The organism is Amycolatopsis sp. WAC 01375 (genome assembly GCF_003947325.1).
Classification (GTDB): Bacteria; Actinomycetota; Actinomycetes; order Mycobacteriales; family Pseudonocardiaceae; genus Amycolatopsis.
Genome location: NZ_QHHW01000019.1, coordinates 1 through 22,355, shown reverse-complemented (window position 1 = coordinate 22,355; position 22,355 = coordinate 1). Strand labels below are relative to the sequence as shown.

Sequence of the window (22,355 nt, the reverse complement as noted above, 5' to 3'; positions counted from 1 at the left end):
TCAAGGTAGGTCGGCGCGCGGCGGGGTCGCTTCTCGATTCCTGATCGGTCGCATGACCTGTTTGACGACGCAGCCGGGCATGCCGCGGCCGTCCTCCGCCGCCTGTTTGCGGTACGCGCTCGGCGAGATGCCGACCAGTTCGGAGAACCGCGTGCTGAAGGTGCCCAGCGACGAGAAACCGACGTCGAAGCACACTTCGGTGACTGACATGTCCCCGCGGCGCAGCAGCATCATGGCCCGCTCGATCCGGCGGGTCATCAGGTAGCTGTAGGGCGATTCGCCGTACGCGGCCCGGAATTCGCGGCTCAGGTGCCCAGCGGAGACGTGCACGCCGCGGGCCAGCGCCTCGACGTCCAAGGGCTGCGCGTAGTCGCGATCGATCCGGTCGCGGACACGGCGCAGCATCGCGAGGTCCCGCAGGCGCGGGTCGGGTTTGCCGGTCACCCGGAAAGCGTAACCCACGCGAGTACGGGAAAGGCCCCCTTCGCCAGGCGGCGAAGGGGGCCTCAGGCGACTCCCGGTCTAGAGGGTGATCTTGTCGATATTGGGGCCGCCGTTCGCCGTGGTGGCGACCGCCCTGATCTTGTTCACTCCCGCCGCCAGTGTCACCTTGACGGTTCTGGTCGTCCAGTTCGGCCAAGCCCCGGTGCCGCCGAAGCCGACACCGGACGCGCTGATCGTGCCGTTGACCGAGAAGTCGAGCGGCCGGTTCGCCGTCGTCCCGTTGGCGTAGCGGACGACCACGTCGTAGGTGCCCGCGGCCGGCACGTTCACCGTCCACTCGACCGAGCTGCCCGCGACGTTGTCGTAGTTGACGAACCCGGTGCCGGTGAACCCGGCGTGGTTCGACTCGACCGCGCCCTGGTCGATCGCGGCGTCCTCCGCCTGGTAGTCGACCGGGTTGCCAGGACCGGGGCCCGACCCGTCGGCCGGAACGGTCTGCGTGCCGGTGTTCCAGCCCGAGACCCGCACCGAAGGCTTGGAGCCCTTGAGGTCGGCGGTGCGGTACTTCGCGGTCAGTGTGGTCGTTTCACCCGGCCACAGGCTCACCGCGTTGTCGTTCCACTCCACCGGGAGCACCGGCTTGCCCGCGGCGTCCACGACCTTCGAGTCGACGTAGAACGCCGGGAGCTTGCCGCCCGAGGTGTTCTTCAGCGTCACGGTGGTCGTGGTGGTGCCGTCGCCACCGGCGACCGACTTCGCCGTCGCGCTGACCGCGGACTGCCCGAGGTTCTTCAGCCCGGACAGATCGGCGTAGCCCGACTGGGGCGTGTAGTACCAGTCGCTGCCGGCCCAGTTCAGCGTGTCGGCCTTGGTGGAGAGCCAGTACACGTTCCGGCTGACCTCCTTGCCGGAGGAGTCGGTGAGCACCAGCTTCGCCAGGTAGGTCGTCGAAAGCCCGCTCACCGCCGGGACGGTGACCGCGGTGGCCTTGGCGCCCAGCGCGCCGACCGACAGGCCGGTCTTGGTGTTGCTGTACTTCTCGGTGCCGTCGAGGTTGTACAGCTTCGTGGTCGCCGTCAGCCCGCTCGCCGCGTTCGACGTCTGGTTGATCACCACGACCGAGCGATTGTCGTGCGAATACTGGATGTGCAGCGGCTCATTGGCCTTCTTCGCCCCGTAGTAGGCGCCGTTCTGGTCCATGTAGGCGTCGAACAGCTGCCAGTGCAGCGAAGTCCACGGGCTGTTGAGCATCCAGTAGATCAACCCGGTCGACGGGTTGGTGGAGTCGGTGTAGTTGCGTGAGTGCGATTCGAACTCCGCGCGGACGTTCTCGTACTGGGCGAGCTGCGCCTTCCGCACGAAGTCGTTCAGGTCGGCCGGCGCGCCGTAGCGCTTGGTGAGCGCGTTGCCGAACAGCTTCAGATCCGCGAACGTCGTCGACGAAGAGCGGTGGTACTGGGGTGCCGATGGGTTCTTCCACATCGTTTCCAGTTCGCTCGCCGACATCATCCGCTTCAACGTGTCCATCGTCGGGATGTCGACGCCGGCGCTGGTCTCCGAGTTGAAGTTCCACGCGCCGCCGCGATCCTTCTGCGACTTGTCGTACCAGTAGACCGGCGGGACGTAGTCGTACGGGCCGTTCATCTTCATGCCGGAAGCGCCCGTGATCGGGGACGGCCTCTTCGACGCCGACGGGATCACGGGGAGCTGGAAGTCGGCGGCCTTCATCGCGTCGAGGTAACCCTGCTCGATCCGCCTGTCCGGCGCGAAGTCGCTGCCGATGTGGAACGAGATGACGCTCGGGTGGTCACGCAGACGTTCGGCCTCCGAGAACATCGAAGCCTTGGCGATCGGGTAGTCCGACTCGACCCATGGCTCGCCCTTCTCCTCGCCGTTGACGTGCCCTTCCCATTTGTCGCAGCATTCCCAGCCCGGCATGGTCAGCACGCCGAGGTCGTCGGCGATGTCGAAGAACTCGTCCGGCTCGATGTGGCCTTCCAACCGGACCGTGTTGAGTCCGAGGTTCAAGACGTACTTGAGCTTGTCGGCCGCCGCGGTCTCGCTCCAGCGCAGGAAGAGGTCCGGGGTGTAACCGCCGCCGCGGATCAGCAACGGTTTGCCGTTGACGCTGTACTGCCGTCCGCCACTGGAGTTCAGCGGCGCCTTGACGTCACGGACGCCGAACTTCGACTTCGAGGTGTCCGACGGCGTGCCGCCGACACTCGCGGTCAGGTCGAGTTCGTACCGGTGCTGGCCGCCCATCCCGGCGGGCCACCAGAGATTCGGCTTGTCGAGGCCGACCAGGCCGAAGGTGACCGTCTTGCGTTCTTTGGCGGCCAGCGAGACCGTCTGGGTGATCGGCTTGCCCGCGACCGTGCCGGCGACGGTGGCCTGCACCGCGTTCGCCGAGTCGTTGCGGACGTCGGCCTTCACCGTGAGGTCGGCGTGGTCGAGCGAGGAGTTCAGCTTCTGGACCACGTGGGCGCTGCGCAGCGCGACCGGCCCGCTGCGGCGGACGAGGACGTCGCGCACGATGCCCATGTTCTGGTCCGGCGGGGTCTGCGCCCAGTCGATCCAGCCCATCGAGAGGTCGTTGTTGGGATCGTTGGGGTAGACCTTGAACGCGACGCTGTTGACGCCCTGGCGCACGTGCGCGGTGATGTCCAGGTCGTGGCGGGTGTAGGCGCCGTTGACCTGGTCCTTCGTCGCGATCTTGGTGCCGTTGACCCAGACGTCGGCCTTGGAGAGCACACCGCTGAAGTCGAGGTAGGTGCGCGACGACGTGTCCTCGACGTTCAGGTCCGTGCGATACCACCACGGCACGGCGAACTGCGCGGTCGGGACGTTCTTCATGTTCGTCGAGTAGAACGGGTCGGCGTACTTGCCGTTCTGCAGCAATCCGGCGTAGACCGTCGAGCGCGACGACACCGGGTACCAGCCGGTGGTGGGGAAGCCCGGCTTCGAGACCGCCGAGTCGTCGCTGACCTGTGCCGAGGACTGGATCACGTAGCCGGGGATCGGGGTGGCGTTGCCCGCGGCGGCGCCGACGGACAGCGGCACGGCCACCTCCGCGCCGGTGGCGGCGGGAGCGGTGGTCACCCCGCAGACCGCGGCGGCCAGCGCGGTGACGGTCAAGGCCAGTAACGGGATCCGTGTTCTCTTCTGCCGAAAACTCACGAGCGCGCCTCCTTGGGCACACGGCGGCGGACCTGGGCGGAAATCGTTAAGAAAGTTCCCTAACAATGTTGGGGGAGATAGTAGCCTCCACTCCGCGCCGGGAACAGACCCTTGCACCGGGTTCGTCAGCGCTTGCTCAGCTGACGGGCGCCACGTAGATCCACTGTCCGTCGACGCGGACGAAGCGGCTGTTCTCGTGCATGCTGCCGGGCCGGCGATCCTGGCGGTAATGGGCCCGGAACTCCACGGTGCCCTCGTTCTCCAGAAGTCCGCCGCCGGTCTTGCCGAGGATCTCCAGGAACGTCCAGCGCTGTCCCGGATCGAGCTCGAGGTCCTCAGGCAGGGTCTTCGGGTGCCAGGTCTTCGTGAGATACGCGGTGTCGCCGACGGCGAACGCGCTGAACCGCGACCGCATCAGGAGTTCGGCGGTCGGCGCGGTCGCGGCTCCCCGGTGGAAGCGGCCGCAGCAAACGCCATACGGCTCGCCAAGGCCGCACGGGCAGCGGGATTCGTCGGTGATCACAGGCACGCCGCCGATTGTGTCATCGCGCCGTCGCGATGACTTCGAGGTCTCGCGCCTGCTTGAGCCAGCCGGTGAACAGGTCGGCGTCGATATCCTCGACGGAGCGCAGCTTGACGTGCGCCATCTCCCGCGCGCTCGCCTCCAGCCTGCCGGACTCGTCGTCGACGAGCTGCCCCTTCCAGAGGGCGAAGGTGACGTACGACGAGTACGCCTTCATCAGGCAGACAAGGTTCTTCCCGGCGGCTTCGCCCACGCTCCAGGTCGGGGAGGCGTGGTACATCGCCTCCGCGGAACCCGGCAGGGCGGCGTTGACGATCGGGCGCAGCGTGGTGGCGACTTCCCGCAGGTTCTCGGGCAGAACGGCGATGTAGTCGTCGACATTCGCGAACTTGGCCATGACTGGATCTCCCTCGGTCGGTGTGCTGCGTTGAGCTAACCGTCCGAAGGTTCAAGTTGTCAAGACAAAAAAATTAGTCGGTGGGTTTGTATGTCTGACCTCGCGCTTCCAGGGCTTCGCGGATGATGCGGAGCGCTTTGGGACCGACGCCGTGCAGGCTCGCGAGTTCGGCCTCGGTGGCGCGGGTGAAGTCCTCCAGGCGCGTGTAACCTGCGCCGGTGAAGGCCCGTGTCGCCGGTTTGCCGATGCCGGGCGGCAGGTCGCTCTGGTCGTCCATGGGATCCATTGTGGTCGCTGGTGCGGGGTCAAGGTGCGGGAAACTGGACGGCCACTTCGACAGCGGTCTCCAGCGTCGCCTCGCCCGGCCGACCGGCCTCGGGAGCGGACTCGGCGATCACGACCAGCTTCTTGGCCAGACGAGAGTCGTAGTTCTCGCCGGTGAAGCGGCTACCGTGCCGCACCTCGCCGAAAAGCGCGACGTTGCCGGTGTCGTCCCTGTCGACGAGCCTTTTCAGGTCGCTCGCCTCGCTCGCCACCGGCATCTTCACCCACGCGACGGACACGATGATGGTGTTCCCGGCGCCGTCATCGACGGTGATCGCCATGCGATCGAGGTCGACGCAAGGGTGGCGCAGGAAGAAACGCTGGACCTCACCGAAGGAATGCGGACCGCATTTCAGTTCCCGTTTCGCGGTTCTCTTGAGCTGGCGCCAGCCCAGGCGCTGCCATGCTTCGGAGTGACGGCCTTTTTGTGCGGACTTCTTGCTGGAGCTCTTGCCTTTGAGGGCCTGGCTCGCGGCGGAATCCAGGGAGGCCGCTGTGCCTCCGCCTATTCCACTGGTGGCGGCCACGACCACTCCCGCGGTGGCCAGCGCGCCCGCACCGTACTTGTATTTGATCCAACGACCGTCCGGGCCACGTGGTTGATTCACCATGACGCACTCCGTCCCCTCCCAAGTCCGGAACGGCCGATCCTGCTCCGGGTTTTGCCGAGGAATCGAGGACTCTTTCGCCAATACGCCCGAACGGAGTAGCAGATCTTCGGGATTCCGCCGGTACTGAACAGTTTTCAGGGGAGGGTCTCTCGCTCTCGGCTCAGCTGCCGTGGGCTCGTTGCCTGAACGAACGAAGGGTGGTGAGTGGCGGCTGTGTGGATTTTGGTGCGTTGGGTGACCCGAAATCCACACAGTTGTGCGTGATCGGTCCGGTCGGGGCCTTCTGCTGGCTCCTGGTTGTCGTTCCGTGAAGGACTCCTTGAGGGACTCTGGGTCTCTCAAGGAGTCCTTCACGGAACGGGACCACCCCCGCGAGGCTCAGCGGCATCGGCAGTCGCAATTTGAGCGTGTGAAGGGGTCCTTCGCGCGCTCCCGGGTACATGAAGGACCCCTTCCTGTACCTAGGCGCAAGGAAGGGGTCCTTCCTGTACTTCAAGTCCGGTGGGCATGGCGAGGGGCCCGTCGCCGGTGTGGCTGGCTGGCGGGCTCCTCGGGGTCAGACGTGGTGGAGGGTGTTGCGTCGGGGTTTTCGGAGCGGATCTCGGTATTGGGGTGGGATGAACTCCGGTAGCCCATCGCCCGCCATCCGGACTTGCCAGTCGCCGTGGTGGATCAGCCGGTGGTGGAATCCGCAGAGCAGCACGAGGTTCCGGAGGTTGGTGGGGCCTCCGTCTGCCCAGTGATGAATGTGGTGGGCGTGGCAGTTCTTGGGCCGCCGATGACAGCCGGGGAACGCGCAGCCGCCATCCCGGATGTTCAACGCGCGGCGCTGGCCGGGAGTGACGAACCGTCGCAGCCGCCCCACATCCAGCGGCTCGCCAGCGGCACTCATCACGATCGGCAGCATGAGGCAGTCGCAGGCGGCGAGGCGTGCTTCGCGGGCGGTCATGGTCCCGACGAAGTCCAGGCACGCGGTCCCGAGACCGGACTTCAGTTCGTCGAGCCCGATCGTGACGTGCAGCAGGGTGCGGTAGCCGCTGGTCCCGGGCTGATCCGGGCACGCGATCGCCAGATCCAGGATGTCGACCCACGCGTCGCCCATGCGCTCGCATTTCATCCGCAGATCCGCTTGACCGAACTCGTCCACCGGCCGCGGCGCCGCATACGCCTCCAAAGCCGCCGCCGTGCGAGCACCCGTCTCATCATCAAGGAGACCAGTCAGCTTCCAGAACCCGTCCTTGCGGCGCTCCAAAGTGATTTCCCGGCGCGGCGGAGCGGGTTCCGGATCCTTCGGTTCATTGCCGTCCGGGTCCAGCAGCGCAAGCAGGTTCGCTTCGGCGTCGGCGAGCTGGCGAGGTCCGGCGTCGCGGGCGAGGGTGGCGAGGATCTTCTCCGCACTCACCCGATCCTCAACAGAAGTCTCGGCCGGGAGCCTCTTCAAGATCTCCAGGATCTGATCGATCCGCTCATCCCCGACCAAACCCTCGGCGGCGACAGCAGCGGTGTCGGGCGCGACAGCGGGCACTTCGGTCCCGTCCAAAGCGCGGGTCGGGTTCAACGCGATCGCCCGATTCACCACCGCACGCGCCTCACCCACCGACAACCCCGCCACATCAGCGAACCAGTTGGCCGTGCGGCCATAGCCGTACAAGTCTTTGACGCCACGAGATTCGATCTCCGCCAAATACCGCCCCAGTCCGGCGGCGGCCATCCTGATCACCTGCAACGACTGCTGCACACCATGGGCAAGCTCCAGCTTGCCGGCACGCCACAGTTCCTGCGGCAATTCAGGAAGGAAGGTCTCGGACACCCCACAAGAATACCGCAAAACAATCGAACAGGCGTTCGTAATTTTAGGCGACAACGAAATCGAACGAACAACACTGAAGAGTGACGGCGCCGATAATGAGCCCACGTCTGCGTCACCGAATCGAACCCGCCGACGTCCCGAGTAGCCGACAAAGGCGGTCACCTAGCATCGGCCTCATGACGACAGTGGAACTGACCCGCTTCAAGGTCCCGGCCGACCGCGCGGACGAACTGCTCCAGGTCCGCCCCGCGATGCTCGCCGACTTCCGGGCCGACCGGGAGGGGTTCCTCGACGCTCAGCTGATCCGGGTCGACGACGAGACGTGGCTCGACGTCGTGTGGTGGCGTTCCTCCGGGGACTTCGCCGTGTCGCGGGAGAAGGGGGCGAATCTGCCGGGGATCAAAGCCTTCTTCGCGCCGATCGCCGAGTTGGTCTCCGCCGAGGAGGGCACTACCGGGGACTATCACGCCTAGGCCGTGTCCGGTAAGTCTGTTCGATGGGCTTCGTGATCCAGGTGGTTTCTGGCGGTGCGGGCGGATCGGCCTCGTACCGGGTCGTACTCGGCCGCGTCCGTCCGTGCCGTCAGGGACCGCCTGGGCGCGAAGACCGCGAACATGACTTACAGGATACGGCCTAGCCCACATGCCGGGACGGGAAATATCGTCGTCGTCGAGCCGTTGACCTGGGAGAACGAGCAAGGTTACGGAAGGGATCGGCGATGAGCACAAGCCTGGACACGTTCACGCGGGACTGGCAGGGCTGGAAGACCGAGCGCGAGCGCGATCTCGCCGATCCGCTCGGCTGGCTCGCTCTGGTCTCGCTCGACTGGCTCGAGGACAAGCCGCGCGTGTACGAGGGGCTGCCCGGCGTGTGGTGGCAGGACGCCGACGCGGCGTACCTCGATCCGCAGGGCGCGGATCTCTCGCACGATGGTGAACGGGTCGCCGGAGTTCGTCGCTTCGAGCTGGTCAACAGTGGTGCGACCACCCGGGTCGTCGCGGGTGACATCGAGATCGAGGTGGCGCGTCGCGGCGGGTACCTGATCCGGACGCATGACCCGAAGGCGCCGGTGCTGAACGCTTTCCGCGGTGTCCCGGCGTACGAGCCCGACCCGGCCTGGGTGCTGTCCGGGACCTTCGAGCCCTTCGACGAGCCGCGGCCGACCACGGTCGGCGCGGTCGTCGAAGGGCTCAGCCACGTCTATGTCTCTCCGGGCGTCGTGCGTTTCGAGCACGACGGCGTGGAGCACACGCTCACCGCGTTCAACGGCAAGAAGGACGGCCTGCTCATCCTGTTCACCGACGCCACGAGCGGCGTCACCACTTACGCGGCGAACCGGTCGCTCGCGGTGCCGTCGCCCGCCGAGGATGGATCCGTCGTCCTCGACTTCACCCGCGCGACGAATCTGCCGTGCGCGTTCACCGACTTCGCCACCTGCCCGTTGCCGCCGGCGGGCAACGATCTGCCGTTCGCGGTGGAAGCGGGGGAGAAGCTGCCTTACGAGCGCCCACACTGAACCGTCGCGAGCGCCGTCATCGCCTCCCGTTCGCGCTGAGCCAGCTCGGACAGGACGGCGGACGCGTCGGCCAGGTGCCGGGCGTCGCCGGTTTCCCCTGCCCGGGTGAACAAGTGCGCTACTTCGGTCCACAGTGGAGCGATCTCGCGGTACTTCTCATACGCGGTTCGGAGACCGGCGTCATCGACGAAGGCAGTGCATTCTTCGAGGAAGTCGCGGTAGATCCGGCGGAAGAGCGCGCCGCCGGTCCCCGCCCGTTCCATCAGGACGGCGGCCTGCGGCAGGTCGCGTGCCGGATCGCTGCCGCGGTCCAGCCACTTCCGCACCTGGACGGCGGCTTTGCCGATCCCGCGGTACCCGAGGTTCGCGATGGGCGGGGCGAGGAACTCCGCCGCGTTGGCCCGCACAGCATCCCGGAGGACGTCCGAAAGCGGCTTAAGCGGCTCATCGGCGCGAAGAGTGAACGAGCGGTTCTTCGCCGTCATGGGGCCCTTCTCCCCGCGGGCGCGTTCCAGGCTCTCCAGTGAGGTCGATACGGAGCCACCCTGCTGCGCCGTGTCGACAAGGAAGGCGGTTTCCTGGTCGTAGCCGTATAGAGCGGCGAAGTGCCCTCCGAAGTGGACTTTCGACGTGAAGTACTCCAGGTGGTACGAGTCGAGTTGCAGGCCGACCGGCGCACCGGCGTCGATCTCCTCGGCCACGTTCCGCCACGCCGTGCGCGCCGACGTCGTTTCCTTGACCCGCAAGGTCAAGCCGAGACGGTCGGTCAGCTTCCGGGTGATCTCGAAGGGTTTGCTGCGCCCTCCGAGGAAAGGGAACGGCAGGTTCTTCCCGTCCCAGTAGATGAAGCCGAGGCCTTCGCCGAGTCCGAACAGCATCGGTTCGGACAGTTCGATCCCGGCGTGCCGCAGGAGGACGTGGAGCGTGCTGGTCTCGCAGTGCTCTCCGCCCGCGGTGTCGACGCCGTCGAGGATCACGAGGTCACCGGCCAGGCGATCTCGGTGCGGTAGGACTCGGGCGCGACCGACGGCCCGGGCGCCACGAGGTACAGCTCCTCGGCGGGCCCGGCCGGGACGAGGTCGCGTTCGGCGATCCAGCGGCCGAGCGATCGGTACGCGGTCTCGACGTCGTCGTAGTCACCCTCGTGGATCGTCGCGACGAGCAGGCCCCCGGGAAGCTCGTCCGCGCCGATCTCGCCGTCATCCCGCACCGGCCCGTCCACCGGGACGAACAGTTCGACGGTCAGCTCATCGGGATCATCTGTGAGGTAACGGGTCCCTGGCGGGCTGGACGGCATGACTCCTTGCGCGGCGAGCACCGCGAACAGCCGCCCGTACGCGGGGCCGATCAGTTCGGCCAGGCCGCTCAGCGGCGTCCGGATCGACAGGCGGGCGATCGGCTGCGGCGTGCGCACGCGTTCGTAGACATGCAGCCACCGTGTCGGTTCGGCGAGCACGGAGTCGAGCTTGCCGCTGATCGCCGCGAGCTCCGCGGCCCGCGCCGCCACCCGGTCGTGATGCCGTTTGATCGAGGCCTTCACCTCGTCCGGCGTATCCGCGTCGAGGATCTCGGCGATCTCGGCCAGCGGCACCTCCAGCTCCCGCAGCCGCCGGATCAGGCCCGCGCGGGCGAATTGGCCGAGCGAATACCGGCGGTACCCGGTGCCGGGGTCGATCTCCGCGGGCACCAGCAGCCCGATCCGGTCGTAGTTCCGCAGCGCGCGGACCGACAGCCTCGTGGCGTGCGCGAACACGCCGATCGGCATCAAGGTCGTCATGGGACCAGCCTGAACCCTCTCCCGGGGAGAGGGTCAAGCCGGTACCTCACCCCAGTGACAGCCGATCGAGATCCGGGGCGGACGCGTGGTCGTTGTGCAGCTTGATCGTGTTCGCCCCCGCTCGCAGTTCGACCGGCACCGACGTCGTGAGCCGGGTGTTGTTGCCCGCGCCGTCGACCTTCACTTCGATCGGCGTGCCGCCGTTGACCGTGACGAAGTACGAGCGCGGCCCGTTGACGGTGAAGTCGATGTACAGGGTGTAGCGCCTGGTCTCGGGCACGGTGACGTCGTCGAACCGCACGGACGAGTCCGGATCGCCGCCGATGTTGCGGACCTTCTGCCCGCCCGAGCACACCCCGCAGTTCGTGACGCCCGCGTCACCGACGTCGTTCGCCGAGTCTTCGGCCTCCCGCATGAAGACCCGGTCCGCGGGCCGTGGGCTCACCCGCACCGGCTTGCTCACCGTTTTCGCCCGCCCGAGCAGGTCGAACGACGCGGTGACCGGGATGTCGGCCGCGGTGACGCCTTCGGGAGAGACCAGCGTCCACGAGGCTTCGAGCTCGTCCCCGACCCGCATGGACGCCGCCGCGGCCGGAGCACCTTGAAGGGTCCAACCCGCCGGGACGACCGGCGCCATGGTGACCTTCCCGATCGTGTCGTCGGCGTCCAGCCGCAATTTCGCGGTCACCCGCAGGGACTGCCGTCCCGGTGCAAGCCATTGGACACCACCGGGTTCGACGGTCAGGGTCGTCTTCGGCGTGTAGGACGGCGGAGGCAGGGGAGCGATCGCGATCCGGTCGAGGCCCGGACCCGAGGGGGCGTTGCTGAACACCTTGACGGTGTTGGCGCCGGCCTTCAGCGCGACGGGGATCGCCGCCGAGGTCACGACTCCCGGTGTGCCGGCATCGATCGCGGTCTCGACGGGAGCACCGCCGTTGACGCTCACCGCCGCCGAAGTGGCGGGACCGCCCGTGGTGTCGAGCTGGAGCCGGTAGTCGCCGGCTTCCGCGACCATCACGCCCGGATAGGTGACCGAGTCGCGCGCGCCGCCACCGAGTCCGGTGACCTGGAACGATCCGGAGCAGGACGAACACCGGCCGAGGCGGGCGCGGCCGTCGTGGTCGTTGCGGAAGGACTCGGCCTCCAGCGGAACCTGCGCGCCCAAGACCGAATTCGGGTAGCCGTAGGCCACCTTGATCTCGTCGATCGCCAATTGCCGGTAGAAGGGTTTCGCCTGCGGCCCGGACCAGGTGTTCAGCACCTCGAGTTTGATGAACCGGGTCTGCCGTTCGCCGAAGTCGATGAACTGCACGCCGCGGGCGCTCGGCATCGCGCCGGTGCGGACCGGCTCGCCCCAGTTCCGCCCGTCGTCGCTGACGTAGACGCGATAGTCCTTGATCCGGGACGAATCCTCCGGCCTGCCGAACGATTCGCGAGCGTGCGTCGGCGACATCTCACGCTGATTCACCGCGAGGTAGGTCGCCGACCGCCGCCTGCCGAGGTCCAAGGTCAGCGAGACCGGCTGCTTGCCGTCGGCGTCCCAATAGTTTTCGAAGTTCCCGTCGACGAGATTCGACGCCGGATGTCCGGCGCGTGAAGACGAAGCGGTCGCCTTGATCGTGCCGGAGTCGTGGAAGTACCGCTGCCCGGCCGTTTCCACCTTGAACACGGTGTCGTAGGTGTCCCAGTCCTTGATGTCCACAATGGTCAGATAGCCGCCGGATTGGCTGAAGCGCAGAGGTTTTCCCGTGCGTACATCGGACACCCCGGTCACCTTGTAGCCGTTGTCGCGCAAGCGGAGAAGGTCGGTGCTCGGCCGGGTGATCACGTGGAGGTACTGCGTGCGGGCGCCGGGCTCGACGGTGATGACGCCGTGCGCGCCGTCGTTCCAGAACCCGGGCCGCATGCCGCCGTACATGTACCCGCCGCCCTCTTTACCCTGCAGGGACGACTTGATCGGCGGCACCCAGCTCGCCATGAAGTTGTTGTACGCCTCCTGCCGCGGCGGGAACTTCCCGTTCACCATCGGGGTTTCGGCCATCAAGGACTTCATCGACGAACCCGCGTTGGCGATGTAGCGTCCGGTGGACAGCCGGAAGTCGACGGCCTGATCGGTGCCGTCGTACCACCAGGCGCCGTTGGTCGGCAGTTTGTAGTCGGCTTCGGTGAGCCGTGGCATCGGGGTGAACGCCGCCTGCGGGTAGTCGTACGGCGGGGGGATGCCGGTCTTCTGCTCGTTGCTGACCGTGTCCATGATCGGGGTGTCCTCGTTGTTGTTGCTCAGCAACCAGGACGGCCGTTTCTCCCGGATCTGTTCGTAGAGCTTGTTCTTCTCCCAGTAGTCGTTGTCGTTGTCGATCCAGAACCCGGAGAGGTCCGCGTAACGGTCCATGACCTCGTGGAAGAGGTCGTAGCTGTATTCGCCGAAGCCGGGACGGGTGGTCAGGTCGACCTGCTTGCCCTTGTAGGCGGAGTACGCGGCGGAATCCAGCGACTCGACACCGGTTTCCTTGTGCCACTGCGGATCGTCGGTCATGTAGAGGATCGTCCGGACACCCTTGGCGTTGCCGGCTTCGACGAGCTCCCCGAGGAGGTCGCGCCGCGTGGCGCAGCTGCCGGGGATCGCCGACGGCCACGGCCGCGCGTAGCCCAGCCTGCTGTGGAAAGTGGCGAGCACGATGTAGGAGGCGCCGAGCTTGCGGGCCTCGTCCACCCAGTAGTCCGCGCTCCAGCCGCCGTCGGTGACGGCGCGTTCCCAAGCGGCGCAGTCGGTCTGGCGTGGCGCGGTGAACATGCCCCAGTGGAGGAAGAGTCCCGCGGTGGCCTCGCGCAGCCACTGCTGGCGGGGATGGTGCACCTCCGCGCTCGCGGCCGTCGTGGTGAGCAGGCCCGCCACCAGGGTGAGGACAACGGCGAGCCAGGCGGTGCGGTGCGCTCGAACTCTCATGACCATCCGCTCTCATCCAGGGCGTGGTAACCGAGAGATCCGATGATTGCGTCAGATATGCCGGTGGTCAAGCCCCGTTGAGTGGGACACTGTCCAAGTCATCGGAGGTATCGTGCGACCAGGCCCTCTCGTCTGCAGTACGAGAGGGCCTGCCGGTCATGCTTCAGATGTTGAAGCCGGGGTGGGTCGCGAAGGCGTTGTCGATCACGAGATTCCCGCGCTGGCGGGCCCGTTCACGCAGTGCCGACGTCGTGCGGGCGCCCTGGGCGTAGAACCACCACAGGTAGAGCGCGCCGTACATCCAAGCGCCCTCGTAACCCCAGGTGGAGTCGGCGCCGCTCTTGCCGGCGCCGAACACCGAACCGGCCGGGAAGTTCGCGTTGTGCGGCTTCCCGCCCTGGTGCCGCGATTCGTGGATCAGCGTCTCGGCCCGGCCGGGAACGTCCTTGGAGTACCAGAAACCCAGGTACACCTCGATCCGGTCGTCGACGAACGCCCCGCTGAACGAGCGCGCGATGGCACTGCCGTCGCCGCACAGCGAACGGAGGTCGTCGCAGTTGTCGCGGACGTAGCGGCGCGCCCAGTTCAGCATCGCCCCGGAATAGGCGTCGTTCGCGTAGTCCTGTGCCGAATAGGTCAGCAGGTAGCACGCGTTGAACGTCCGGGCCAGCGGCTTGTCGGTGTTGCACGCGTCTTCCCAGCCGAAGCCGTCGTCCCAGTAGTCCTTGTTGCCCGCGAAGCCGTAGGTGTTCCAGAAATAGTCGATGTAGGTCTGATTGCAGATCGAGGCACCGTAGAAATTGTCCCCGGTCACGTTCTTGTCTGGCACGGTGTAACTGCAAGTGGCCATCGGAGATCACCTGTCCGTAGAAGGAATTCGTTCGATTCAGGAGCGCGGGGGCTCCGGCGGTGGCACGTCGTCGGTCCGCGAGTCCTTCACGTACCGTCCGCCGACGGCCTGCGGGACACCGCGGACGTCGACCCGCCGGATGTTCAGCAACCGCTCGTCCTCGGTGCCGCTGAGCGCCTCGCGCACCCGGGCGGTGAGGTCGGTGTCACCGGTCTCGGCGATGGCTTGGACCGCCGCGCGCCGTACCGTGAACACCTCGTGCCGGACCTGCCGCAGCAGCAGCTCCTTGGCCGCGCCGTCCCCGGCGGATGCCAGCCGTGCCAACGCTTCCACGGCGGTGGTGCGGATGATCACCTCTTCGCCGACGGTGCTGATCCCGTGTGCCGGGTCGTCGGAACGCTCCGGCGGGATCGGCTGCCGCAGCACGTTTTCGAGGGCAGGCACGGCGGCCGTGTGCCGCAGATCGGTGAGCAACTGGACCAGGCCCCAGCGCTCCAGGTACTGCTCCTCGGACAGGGCGTCGTACTGCGCGCCGAGCGCGGGGACGACGTCGTCCGCCCGCTCGCGAAGCCTGTCGAGGCTGCGCTGGTAATTGCGTTCGGCGTCCTCACCGGACGCGGCCATGGTTTCGGCGGCCTGGGTGACCAGTTCGCCGATTTCGCTGTTCGAGAAGCTTCCCAGGCCCGAACTGCCCGGGCCCGCTTCGAGATTGTCGCCACCCGAACCCAAGGACGGGGTATCGGGATTGCGTGGGGTCGGCATGAGGTTCTCCTTCGCAGCGGCGTTGATGCTGACGGAAGGAAGGAACGCGATACCGGACGCCAGATACCTGATTTTCCGAAAAATCGCCCGTTGGGGCGGTCGGGTTTTTCACCGCGGGAATCCGAAAAGGACTTTGATCACCGGAAAGCATGCGCCCGGCGAAAAGCATTCACGGATTCCCGCCCGTGATCAATGGCGGACGTCGATGACGACCCGGTTCGGCGACGTCAGGGTGAACACCGTGACCGGTGTCCTCGACCGGACGCCGAGACCGATCGACAAGGTGCCTTCGTAGTCGCCGGTGACCGCGACCGCCATGACATTGCGCAGGGCGCGGGTCCGGAACTTCTGCGGCCCGGGATAGGTCGGATTCCCGGCGTCGTCGTGCGCGGCCGCCGGAGTCGCGGTGACCGCGATGAAGTATTCCCCGGTCAGCCAGACGATTTCGCCCGATCCGTCGGCGACCAACTCGTCGACGAGGTCGTACCGGACGGCGGGAGCCGGACCCGCGGTCAGGTCGAGCACGATCCGGTCGAACCCGGGGTTCTGGCCGGTGCGGATGTTCGTCATCGTGGGGATCTGTTGCGCCGCAGCCGAAACGGGTGCGACCGCGGCGAGGGCGCCGGTCAACATCAGTGCGGTGGCGGCGATCGCGCGTCGTAGGGTGATGGTCATGGCGATGACCTCCTGACGGAGAGTTGATTCCTTGAAGACGTCCGGTCGTGGAGGAGGTTGTATTCTTCGCGTTATCGTTACTGATCGTCGAATCCATGTCGGTCGATTTCGAAGTCGTTCGGAAAGTGGTTTTTCACATGCCCCACGCCCGCGACTCTTTGTCAGAAACGTCTTGACCATTGTCGAACTCGTCCGAGTGGTGTACTAGTACACCGTAGGGCGGGGCTCTCCGGGTGTCGCCACTGCTCGTGGAGGGCGTCGTGACGATCCAGTCGGTTGGTGAGCGCGTTTCCTGTTCCGCCGCGGCTGTCGAAGCCGCGTTGCGCTGGCTCGCGGTCCGCAAGGACGGCGGTCCGCTGAGGTTCCTGCACCACGCGATCGAAGACCCTGGGGGTGAATCGGGCACCGTGCTCGGTTGCCTGATCCGGCCGACCGCGTCGATGACGAGGGCGACCCCGGAGACGCGAGCCCTCGCGGTCTGGGGATTGATCCTGGACGAGATCGGCCGGATCGGAGCGGCCATCCGGTGTGACACTTTGAGCGCCGCGTTCCGGCTCGGCGGGGTGGAGTGGCGGTCGACCCTCGACGATCGGTTCAGGCAGTTGAGGAACCTGCCGGGCGGGTTCGAAGTACCGCCGCCGACCACGACGACGCCGATGCACAGAACCTGGCGGCGTGTGGTGAGTGACAAGCTTTCCCCTGTCCTGTCGGGAAAGCTGGCGGCACTCGCGGGTGATGGCGAAGCCTGGCGGCCCTATGTGGAAATCGCAAGGGCCTCGTTCTCGGAGCCTCGGGCATCCGGCGGCCGGACGCCCTCGAACGGCGCACAGCCCGTTTTCGTGGAACGTCAGCTGATAGCCGTGGAAATGCGGCGCCGAACCGCGCATCGCCGGCTGACCGTGAGGAACATCGTCGCCTGCGAGAACGGCGTCGACGGTTACACGGCGCGGGCCCTGACCGGATGGGACGGCGATCTGACGTCCATTCCCGTCAAAGCGATCTTCGGTTGCCGTGTCGAGACTTGGCCGGGGGAGCCGGACGCTGTAGACCTGCGCTTCCCGAAACCGCTACGCGAGGGCGATCGTCACGAGTTCATTTCCCTCGCCTGCGATGACGACCTCGACGCCGAGCGGCAGTGGGTCAACGTCGAAGTCGACCATCACGGAATCGCGCCGCGCGTGGTCGACGGCGAAGGCAAGGTGACCGGAGGCCTGAGCATCAGTGTCATCTTCGACGACTGCGTCCCCGAGGCCTGCTGGTGGTACGCGGAACAGACCGACTGCGAGCGCGTGGTCCGGCCGCGCGCCGGTGATCGGCATCTGCTGGAGATCAGACGAGGCGTCGTCGAGCACACCTTCGTGGAGCCCTGTCGTCCGCGAGGGGAGTACGGGATCGCGTTTCACTGGCCACGAGCTTGAAGCTCACCAGCCGCGTTCGCGCCACTCCGTGAGCTTCGGCCGCTCAGCGCCCACCGTCGTATCGTCCCCATGTCCGGGATAAACCCAGGTCTCGTCCGGCAGTTCACCGAAGATCCGCGACTCCACGTCGTCCAGCAGCGACGTGAAATCCGAAGGCGAACCCGTCTTTCCCACCCCGCCTGGGAACAGCGAGTCGCCGGTGAACAGGTGCGGGTGCCCGGCCGGGTCGCGGTACAGCAGCGCGATGGAGCCCGGCGTGTGGCCGCGCAGGTGGATCACCTCGAGGGCGACCTGTCCGACCTTGACCGTGTCGCCGTGTTCGACGAGGAAGTCCGGCGGGATCGGCAGCGGCCCGGCGTCCAGCGGGTGGGCGGCGGTGTTCGCGCCGTTCGCGCCGGCGACGGCGCCGAGGGCCTGCCAGTGGTCCTGGTGCTGGTGGGTGGTCACGACGGTCTTCAGCGCGGGCCGGTCGGGGCCGTGGCCGATGAGGTCGGAGATCCGTTCCGGGTCGTTCGCGGCGTCGATCAGCAGCGCCTCGTTCTCGGCGCGGCAGACGAGCAGATACGCGTTGTTGTCCATCGGACCGACCGACAGCTTCGTGATGGTGAGCGCGTCCAGGGTGCGGCGGGCGGCGTCGCCGCCGGGGTCGACATGCCCGGTGTAGGTCTCGACGATGTTCACACCGCACACGGTAGTCGTTCGCCTGCAATCGGTTCCACCCGCACAGGTGGCGCACAGGGTCAGGACGTAGGCTCGCGTCGCCCCGCCAGCCGAACCACAGGACGCTCGTGCCCGACGCCTCGCCGCGCGCCCCGCGCAAGATCAGCTGGGACGTCCTGCGCGTTGTCGCAGTCTTCGCGGTCATGCTCGGGCACGTCACCCATCAGGGGGCACTTCTGCATCCGGAACTGGTGGGGTACCCCTTTCGGGTAACCGCTCAGTTCGGTGCGGCCATCCTTTTGGTGATTTCCGCGTTCTTCGTCTGCGCGAGCCTCCGCAAGGGGCGCCCGGGGCGGTGGCTGTGGAACCGGGTCGCACGGCTGGTGCCCGCGTACCTGGTGGCGGTGCTCGTCACCTACGTCGTCGCCCGGTACGCGACGATCCGGTTCAGCGGCCTGCCGTTCCCGCCGGGCCTCACCGGATTCCTGTTCGGCGTTCCGCACGGTCCGCCGTCCGATCCGTCGCCCTGGTATGTCCCCACCGGCGCCGATCTGCTCGCCAACCTGGGCATGGTCCAGGAATGGGGCTGGCGGTACGAACTCTTCTACTACCTCGACGGCGCCTATTGGACGCTGCCGGTCCAGCTCGTCGCGTTCACTGCCGCGGCGCTGCTGTGGCCGCGCCGGTGGCGCACCCACCGGCTCACCGTCGGGCTGCTGTGGGCGCTGATCCTGGTCCCGTTGTTCCTCCGGTTCGTCGTTTTCGACCCGGTTTCCACGCCGAAGCTCGTCGAGACCTTCTATTACGGGCTCGGCCTGCATCGTGTGCATGTCTTCGCGATCGGGATCGCGATCTGGCTGTGGGCGAAACGACGGCTGGCGCACTGGCATCTCGCGCTGTTCGTGCTCGCCGCCTGCGCGGCTCAGGATCTGCAGGTCTTCCCGTTCCACCAGGCCCTGCCGAACGATCCCGAGCGCTGGCCGTCGGCCGTCGGGTTCGCGATCATGCTGCTGCTGGTGTGCCTGGCCGCGCGCGGGCCGGACTGGCGGTTCCCCGGTCTGTCCCGGATCGCCCCGGCTGTCACCTGGCTCGCGGGCATCTCGTATGGTCTTTATCTGGTGCACCAGGAACTCGGTTACATCCTGGCCCGTGCCCTGCTGAACGTCGGCGTCCCCGGCTGGCTGCGTCTCCCCATCGTGCTGGCCGCCGCCGTATTCGGGGGCTGGGCGATCACCGCGGGCGTGGAACGACCGGTTCACCGGTGGCTCACCGCTCGCCGGGATCGACGCGATAAGCCTGGAAAACCGCAGGTCAAAGACTCGGAACCAGTTTCTGTCGGTGGTGCCTCGTAGCATGGAGGCGGCCGCCCGTGCAGCTATCGACCGGGACGGCGACCGCAGCTGAGAATGAAACCTGAAGGGACCCTGGCGTGGCTGATCGCCTCGTTGTTCGCGGCGCCCGCGAGCACAACCTCCGCGGTGTGGATCTCGACCTGCCCCGCGACAGCCTGATCGTGTTCACCGGTCTGTCCGGGTCCGGGAAGTCGAGCCTCGCCTTCGACACCATTTTCGCCGAAGGGCAGCGCCGGTACGTCGAGTCGCTGTCGGCGTACGCGCGCCAGTTCCTCGGCCAGATGGACAAGCCGGACGTCGACTTCATCGAGGGCCTGTCGCCCGCGGTGTCGATCGACCAGAAGTCCACCTCGCGTAACCCGCGTTCGACCGTCGGCACCATCACCGAGGTCTACGACTACCTGCGTCTGCTCTACGCCCGTGCCGGCAAGGCGCATTGCCCGCAGTGCGGCGAGGCGATCAGCAAGCAGACCCCGCAGCAGATCGTCGACCAGGTGCTCGCGATGGAGGAGGGGACTCGCTTCCAGGTGCTCGCACCGGTCGTGCGCGGGCGCAAGGGGGAGTACCTCGACCTCTTCGAGAACCTGCAGCAGCAGGGCTACGCACGCGTGGTGGTCGACGGGACGATCCACCCGCTCACCGACCCGCCGAAGCTGAAGAAGCAGGAAAAGCACCAGATCGCCGTCATCATCGACAGGCTCTCGGTGAAGACCAGCTCGCGGCAGCGGCTCACCGACTCGGTCGAGACGGCGCTGCGGCTGGCCGACGGCCTGATCGAGCTCGACTTCGTCGACCTGCCGGAGAACGACCCGCATCGCGTGCGCGGGTTCTCCGAGAACCTGGCCTGCCCCAACGGCCATCCGCTGGCGATCGAGGACCTCGAGCCGCGGTCGTTCTCCTTCAACGCGCCCTACGGCGCCTGCCCCGAGTGCAGCGGTATCGGCGTCCGCAAGGAGGTCGACCCGGAACTCGTGGTCCCGGACGACGAGATGTCCCTCGGTGAGGGCGCCATCGCGCCGTGGGCGGGCGGTCAGAGCGCGGACTACTTCATCCGCCTGCTCGAATCGCTTTCGGAGACCATCGGCTTCCGGATGGACACCCCGTGGCGCAAGCTGCCGGCGAAGGTGCAGAAAGCCGTTCTGCACGGCGTCGACGAGCAGGTCCACGTCCGCTACAAGAACCGCTACGGCCGCCAGCGTTCGTACTACGCGGCCTTCGAGGGTGTCATCCCGTTCCTCGAGCGGCGTCAGGAGCAGACAGAGTCCGAGTACATGCGTGAGCGGTACGAGGGCTACATGCGCGAGGTGCCATGCCCGGCCTGTCAGGGCACGCGGCTCAAGCCGGAGATCCTCGCCGTCACCCTGGAGCACAAGACGCAGGGCGACCGGTCGATCGCCGAGGTCTGCGCGCTCTCGATCGCGGAGGCGTCGCAGTTCCTCGACGAGCTGGAGCTCGGCAAACGCGAGACGGTGATCGCCGGCGCGGTGCTGAAGGAGATCCAGGCGCGGCTGCGCTTCCTCCTCGACGTCGGGCTCAACTACCTCTCACTCGACCGCGCTTCCGGGACACTGTCCGGCGGCGAGGCGCAGCGCATCCGGCTTGCCACGCAGATCGGTTCCGGTCTGGTCGGCGTGCTGTACGTGCTGGACGAGCCGTCGATCGGGCTGCACCAGCGGGACAACCACCGGTTGATCGAGACGCTGGTCCGGCTGCGTGACCTCGGCAACACGCTGATCGTCGTCGAGCACGACGAGGACACCATCCGCTCCAGCGACTGGGTGGTCGACATCGGCCCCGGCGCCGGCGAGCACGGCGGTCACATCGTCCACAGTGGACCGTACAAGAAGCTCCTGCGGAACAAGGACTCGATCACCGGCGCGTACCTTTCGGGCCGCAGCAAGATCGAGGTCCCGGCGATCCGGCGCCCGATCGACAAGAAGCGTCAGCTGACCGTCGTCGGCGCGCGCGAGCACAACCTGCGCGGCCTCGACGTGTCGTTCCCGCTCGGCTGCCTCGTGTCGGTCACCGGTGTCTCGGGTTCCGGGAAGTCCACGCTGGTCAACGACATCCTCGCGACCGTGCTGGCGAACAAGCTCAACGGCGCGCGTCAGGTCCCGGGCCGTCACACCCGGGTGAACGGGCTGGCGGGCGTCGACAAGCTGGTCCGCGTCGACCAGTCGCCGATCGGCCGTACCCCGCGGTCCAACCCGGCGACGTACACCGGCGTCTGGGACCACGTGCGCAAGCTGTTCGCCGCGACCACCGAGGCGAAGGTGCGCGGTTACCAGCAGGGCCGGTTCTCCTTCAACGTCAAGGGCGGCCGGTGCGAGGCCTGCGCCGGTGACGGCACGATCAAGATCGAGATGAACTTCCTGCCGGACGTCTACGTCCCGTGCGAGGTCTGCAAGGGCGACCGGTACAACCGCGAAACCCTCGAGGTGCACTACAAGGGCAAGACCGTCGCGGACGTGCTGAACATGCCGATCGAGGAGGCGGCCGAGTTCTTCGAGCCGATCAAGGCGATCCACCGGCACCTCGCCACGCTCGTCGACGTCGGTCTCGGCTACGTCCGGCTCGGGCAGCCCGCGCCGACGCTGTCGGGCGGTGAAGCGCAGCGCGTCAAGCTCGCCAGCGAACTGCAGAAGCGGTCCACCGGCAAGACGGTGTACATCCTCGACGAGCCGACCACCGGTCTGCACTTCGAGGACATCAGCAAGCTGATCGGCGTGATCAACGGCCTGGTGGACAAGGGCAACACGGTGATCGTCATCGAGCACAACCTCGACGTCATCAAGACCTCGGACTGGATCATCGACATGGGTCCCGAGGGTGGTTCCGGCGGTGGCACCGTGATCGCGGAGGGCACGCCGGAGTACGTCGCTTCGGTCGAGGAGAGCTACACCGGGCAGTTCTTGAAGACCGTTCTCGCCTGAGTCACCAATGCTATGAAAGGTCCTTTCCTTGCAAAATTTGCAAGGAAAGGACCGGCGGTTTCAACTGGTTGTTGCAAGTAGTGCTTTGTCGAGTGCTTGTGCTGGTGTGAGGAGGTCGAGGGTAGGGCGTGGTCGGGTGTTGAGGCGTAGGGCGATGGCGTCGCAGTGGGTTTGGGTGA

The 22,355-nt window shown here is 66.9% G+C and carries 19 protein-coding genes; 5 read left to right on the top strand and 14 right to left on the bottom strand.

Annotation, left to right across the window (positions count from 1 at the left end):
* The 7 genes from DL991_RS09660 to DL991_RS09630 all read right to left on the bottom strand — a co-directional run bounded on the left by DL991_RS09660 (window position 1) and on the right by DL991_RS09630 (window position 7,286).
* Complete coding sequence (locus tag DL991_RS09660; RefSeq protein ID WP_198941864.1) at window positions 1-405, bottom strand: helix-turn-helix transcriptional regulator; 405 nt, start codon at window positions 403-405, stop codon at window positions 1-3.
* 117 nt (window positions 406-522) lie between these two features.
* Window positions 523-3,621: a CBM35 domain-containing protein gene (locus DL991_RS09655; RefSeq protein ID WP_125783157.1), complete on the bottom strand. Its 3,099-nt coding sequence runs from the start codon at window positions 3,619-3,621 to the stop codon at window positions 523-525.
* Between the two features lie 136 nt (window positions 3,622-3,757).
* Window positions 3,758-4,144: a YchJ family protein gene (locus DL991_RS09650; RefSeq protein ID WP_125783256.1), complete on the bottom strand. Its 387-nt coding sequence runs from the start codon at window positions 4,142-4,144 to the stop codon at window positions 3,758-3,760.
* A gap of 19 nt (window positions 4,145-4,163) precedes the next feature.
* Window positions 4,164-4,541, bottom strand: coding sequence for a DUF1801 domain-containing protein (locus DL991_RS09645; RefSeq protein WP_125783155.1), 378 nt, complete (start codon window positions 4,539-4,541; stop codon window positions 4,164-4,166).
* Between the two features lie 73 nt (window positions 4,542-4,614).
* Window positions 4,615-4,818 (bottom strand): helix-hairpin-helix domain-containing protein, encoded by a 204-nt coding sequence (locus DL991_RS09640; protein WP_125783153.1) that lies wholly within the window; start codon window positions 4,816-4,818, stop codon window positions 4,615-4,617.
* Between the two features lie 28 nt (window positions 4,819-4,846).
* Complete coding sequence (locus DL991_RS09635; protein ID WP_233598756.1) at window positions 4,847-5,476, bottom strand: hypothetical protein; 630 nt, start codon at window positions 5,474-5,476, stop codon at window positions 4,847-4,849.
* Window positions 5,477-6,032: 556 nt separating this feature from the next.
* The gene (locus DL991_RS09630) at window positions 6,033-7,286 is read right to left on the bottom strand and encodes an HNH endonuclease signature motif containing protein (RefSeq protein WP_125783252.1); all 1,254 of its coding nucleotides are present in this window, start codon (window positions 7,284-7,286) and stop codon (window positions 6,033-6,035) included.
* Window positions 7,287-7,462: 176 nt separating this feature from the next.
* On the opposite strand from DL991_RS09630, the gene DL991_RS09625 reads away from it, so the two are divergent.
* Window positions 7,463-7,759 carry an antibiotic biosynthesis monooxygenase gene (locus tag DL991_RS09625; RefSeq protein WP_125783151.1) on the top strand — a complete coding sequence of 99 codons (297 nt, stop codon included), beginning with the start codon at window positions 7,463-7,465 and terminating at the stop codon, window positions 7,757-7,759.
* A gap of 245 nt (window positions 7,760-8,004) precedes the next feature.
* Window positions 8,005-8,802: a DUF1684 domain-containing protein gene (locus DL991_RS09620; RefSeq protein ID WP_199753890.1), complete on the top strand. Its 798-nt coding sequence runs from the start codon at window positions 8,005-8,007 to the stop codon at window positions 8,800-8,802.
* Here DL991_RS09620 and DL991_RS09615 read toward each other — a convergent pair.
* From DL991_RS09615 to DL991_RS09590, 6 genes are all read right to left on the bottom strand, one after another.
* Window positions 8,784-9,779, bottom strand: a complete 996-nt coding sequence (locus tag DL991_RS09615; RefSeq protein WP_125783149.1) for a BtrH N-terminal domain-containing protein — start codon at window positions 9,777-9,779, stop codon at window positions 8,784-8,786. The two genes, DL991_RS09620 and DL991_RS09615, sit on opposite strands and share 19 nt — an antisense overlap.
* Window positions 9,776-10,579 (bottom strand): MerR family transcriptional regulator, encoded by an 804-nt coding sequence (locus tag DL991_RS09610; protein WP_125783146.1) that lies wholly within the window; start codon window positions 10,577-10,579, stop codon window positions 9,776-9,778. Before DL991_RS09610 ends, DL991_RS09615 begins: the two co-directional genes overlap by 4 nt.
* Before the next feature lie 46 nt (window positions 10,580-10,625).
* Window positions 10,626-13,532 carry an alpha-L-fucosidase gene (locus DL991_RS09605; protein WP_125783144.1) on the bottom strand — a complete coding sequence of 969 codons (2,907 nt, stop codon included), beginning with the start codon at window positions 13,530-13,532 and terminating at the stop codon, window positions 10,626-10,628.
* 157 nt (window positions 13,533-13,689) lie between these two features.
* A complete protein-coding gene (locus tag DL991_RS09600) occupies window positions 13,690-14,376 on the bottom strand; it encodes a hypothetical protein (protein ID WP_125783142.1) in 687 nt (228 codons plus the stop codon).
* A 36-nt stretch (window positions 14,377-14,412) separates the two neighbouring features.
* The gene (locus tag DL991_RS09595; RefSeq protein WP_125783140.1) at window positions 14,413-15,138 is read right to left on the bottom strand and encodes a HEAT repeat domain-containing protein; all 726 of its coding nucleotides are present in this window, start codon (window positions 15,136-15,138) and stop codon (window positions 14,413-14,415) included.
* Between the two features lie 189 nt (window positions 15,139-15,327).
* Window positions 15,328-15,813 (bottom strand): hypothetical protein, encoded by a 486-nt coding sequence (locus DL991_RS09590; protein ID WP_125783138.1) that lies wholly within the window; start codon window positions 15,811-15,813, stop codon window positions 15,328-15,330.
* Between the two features lie 260 nt (window positions 15,814-16,073).
* On the opposite strand from DL991_RS09590, the gene DL991_RS09585 reads away from it, so the two are divergent.
* The gene (locus DL991_RS09585; protein WP_125783136.1) at window positions 16,074-17,231 is read left to right on the top strand and encodes a hypothetical protein; all 1,158 of its coding nucleotides are present in this window, start codon (window positions 16,074-16,076) and stop codon (window positions 17,229-17,231) included.
* 3 nt (window positions 17,232-17,234) lie between these two features.
* Here the strand turns inward: DL991_RS09585 and DL991_RS09580 are convergent, their stop codons facing one another.
* Window positions 17,235-17,912 carry an MBL fold metallo-hydrolase gene (locus DL991_RS09580; RefSeq protein WP_125783134.1) on the bottom strand — a complete coding sequence of 226 codons (678 nt, stop codon included), beginning with the start codon at window positions 17,910-17,912 and terminating at the stop codon, window positions 17,235-17,237.
* 107 nt (window positions 17,913-18,019) lie between these two features.
* Here DL991_RS09580 and DL991_RS09575 point away from each other — a divergent pair, with 107 nt between their 5' ends.
* On the top strand, window positions 18,020-19,243 hold the full coding sequence (locus DL991_RS09575; RefSeq protein ID WP_125783132.1) for an acyltransferase: 1,224 nt from the start codon (window positions 18,020-18,022) through the stop codon (window positions 19,241-19,243).
* 77 nt (window positions 19,244-19,320) lie between these two features.
* Complete coding sequence (gene uvrA / locus DL991_RS09570; protein ID WP_125783130.1) at window positions 19,321-22,176, top strand: excinuclease ABC subunit UvrA; 2,856 nt, start codon at window positions 19,321-19,323, stop codon at window positions 22,174-22,176.
* Window positions 22,177-22,355: the final 179 nt, after the last annotated feature.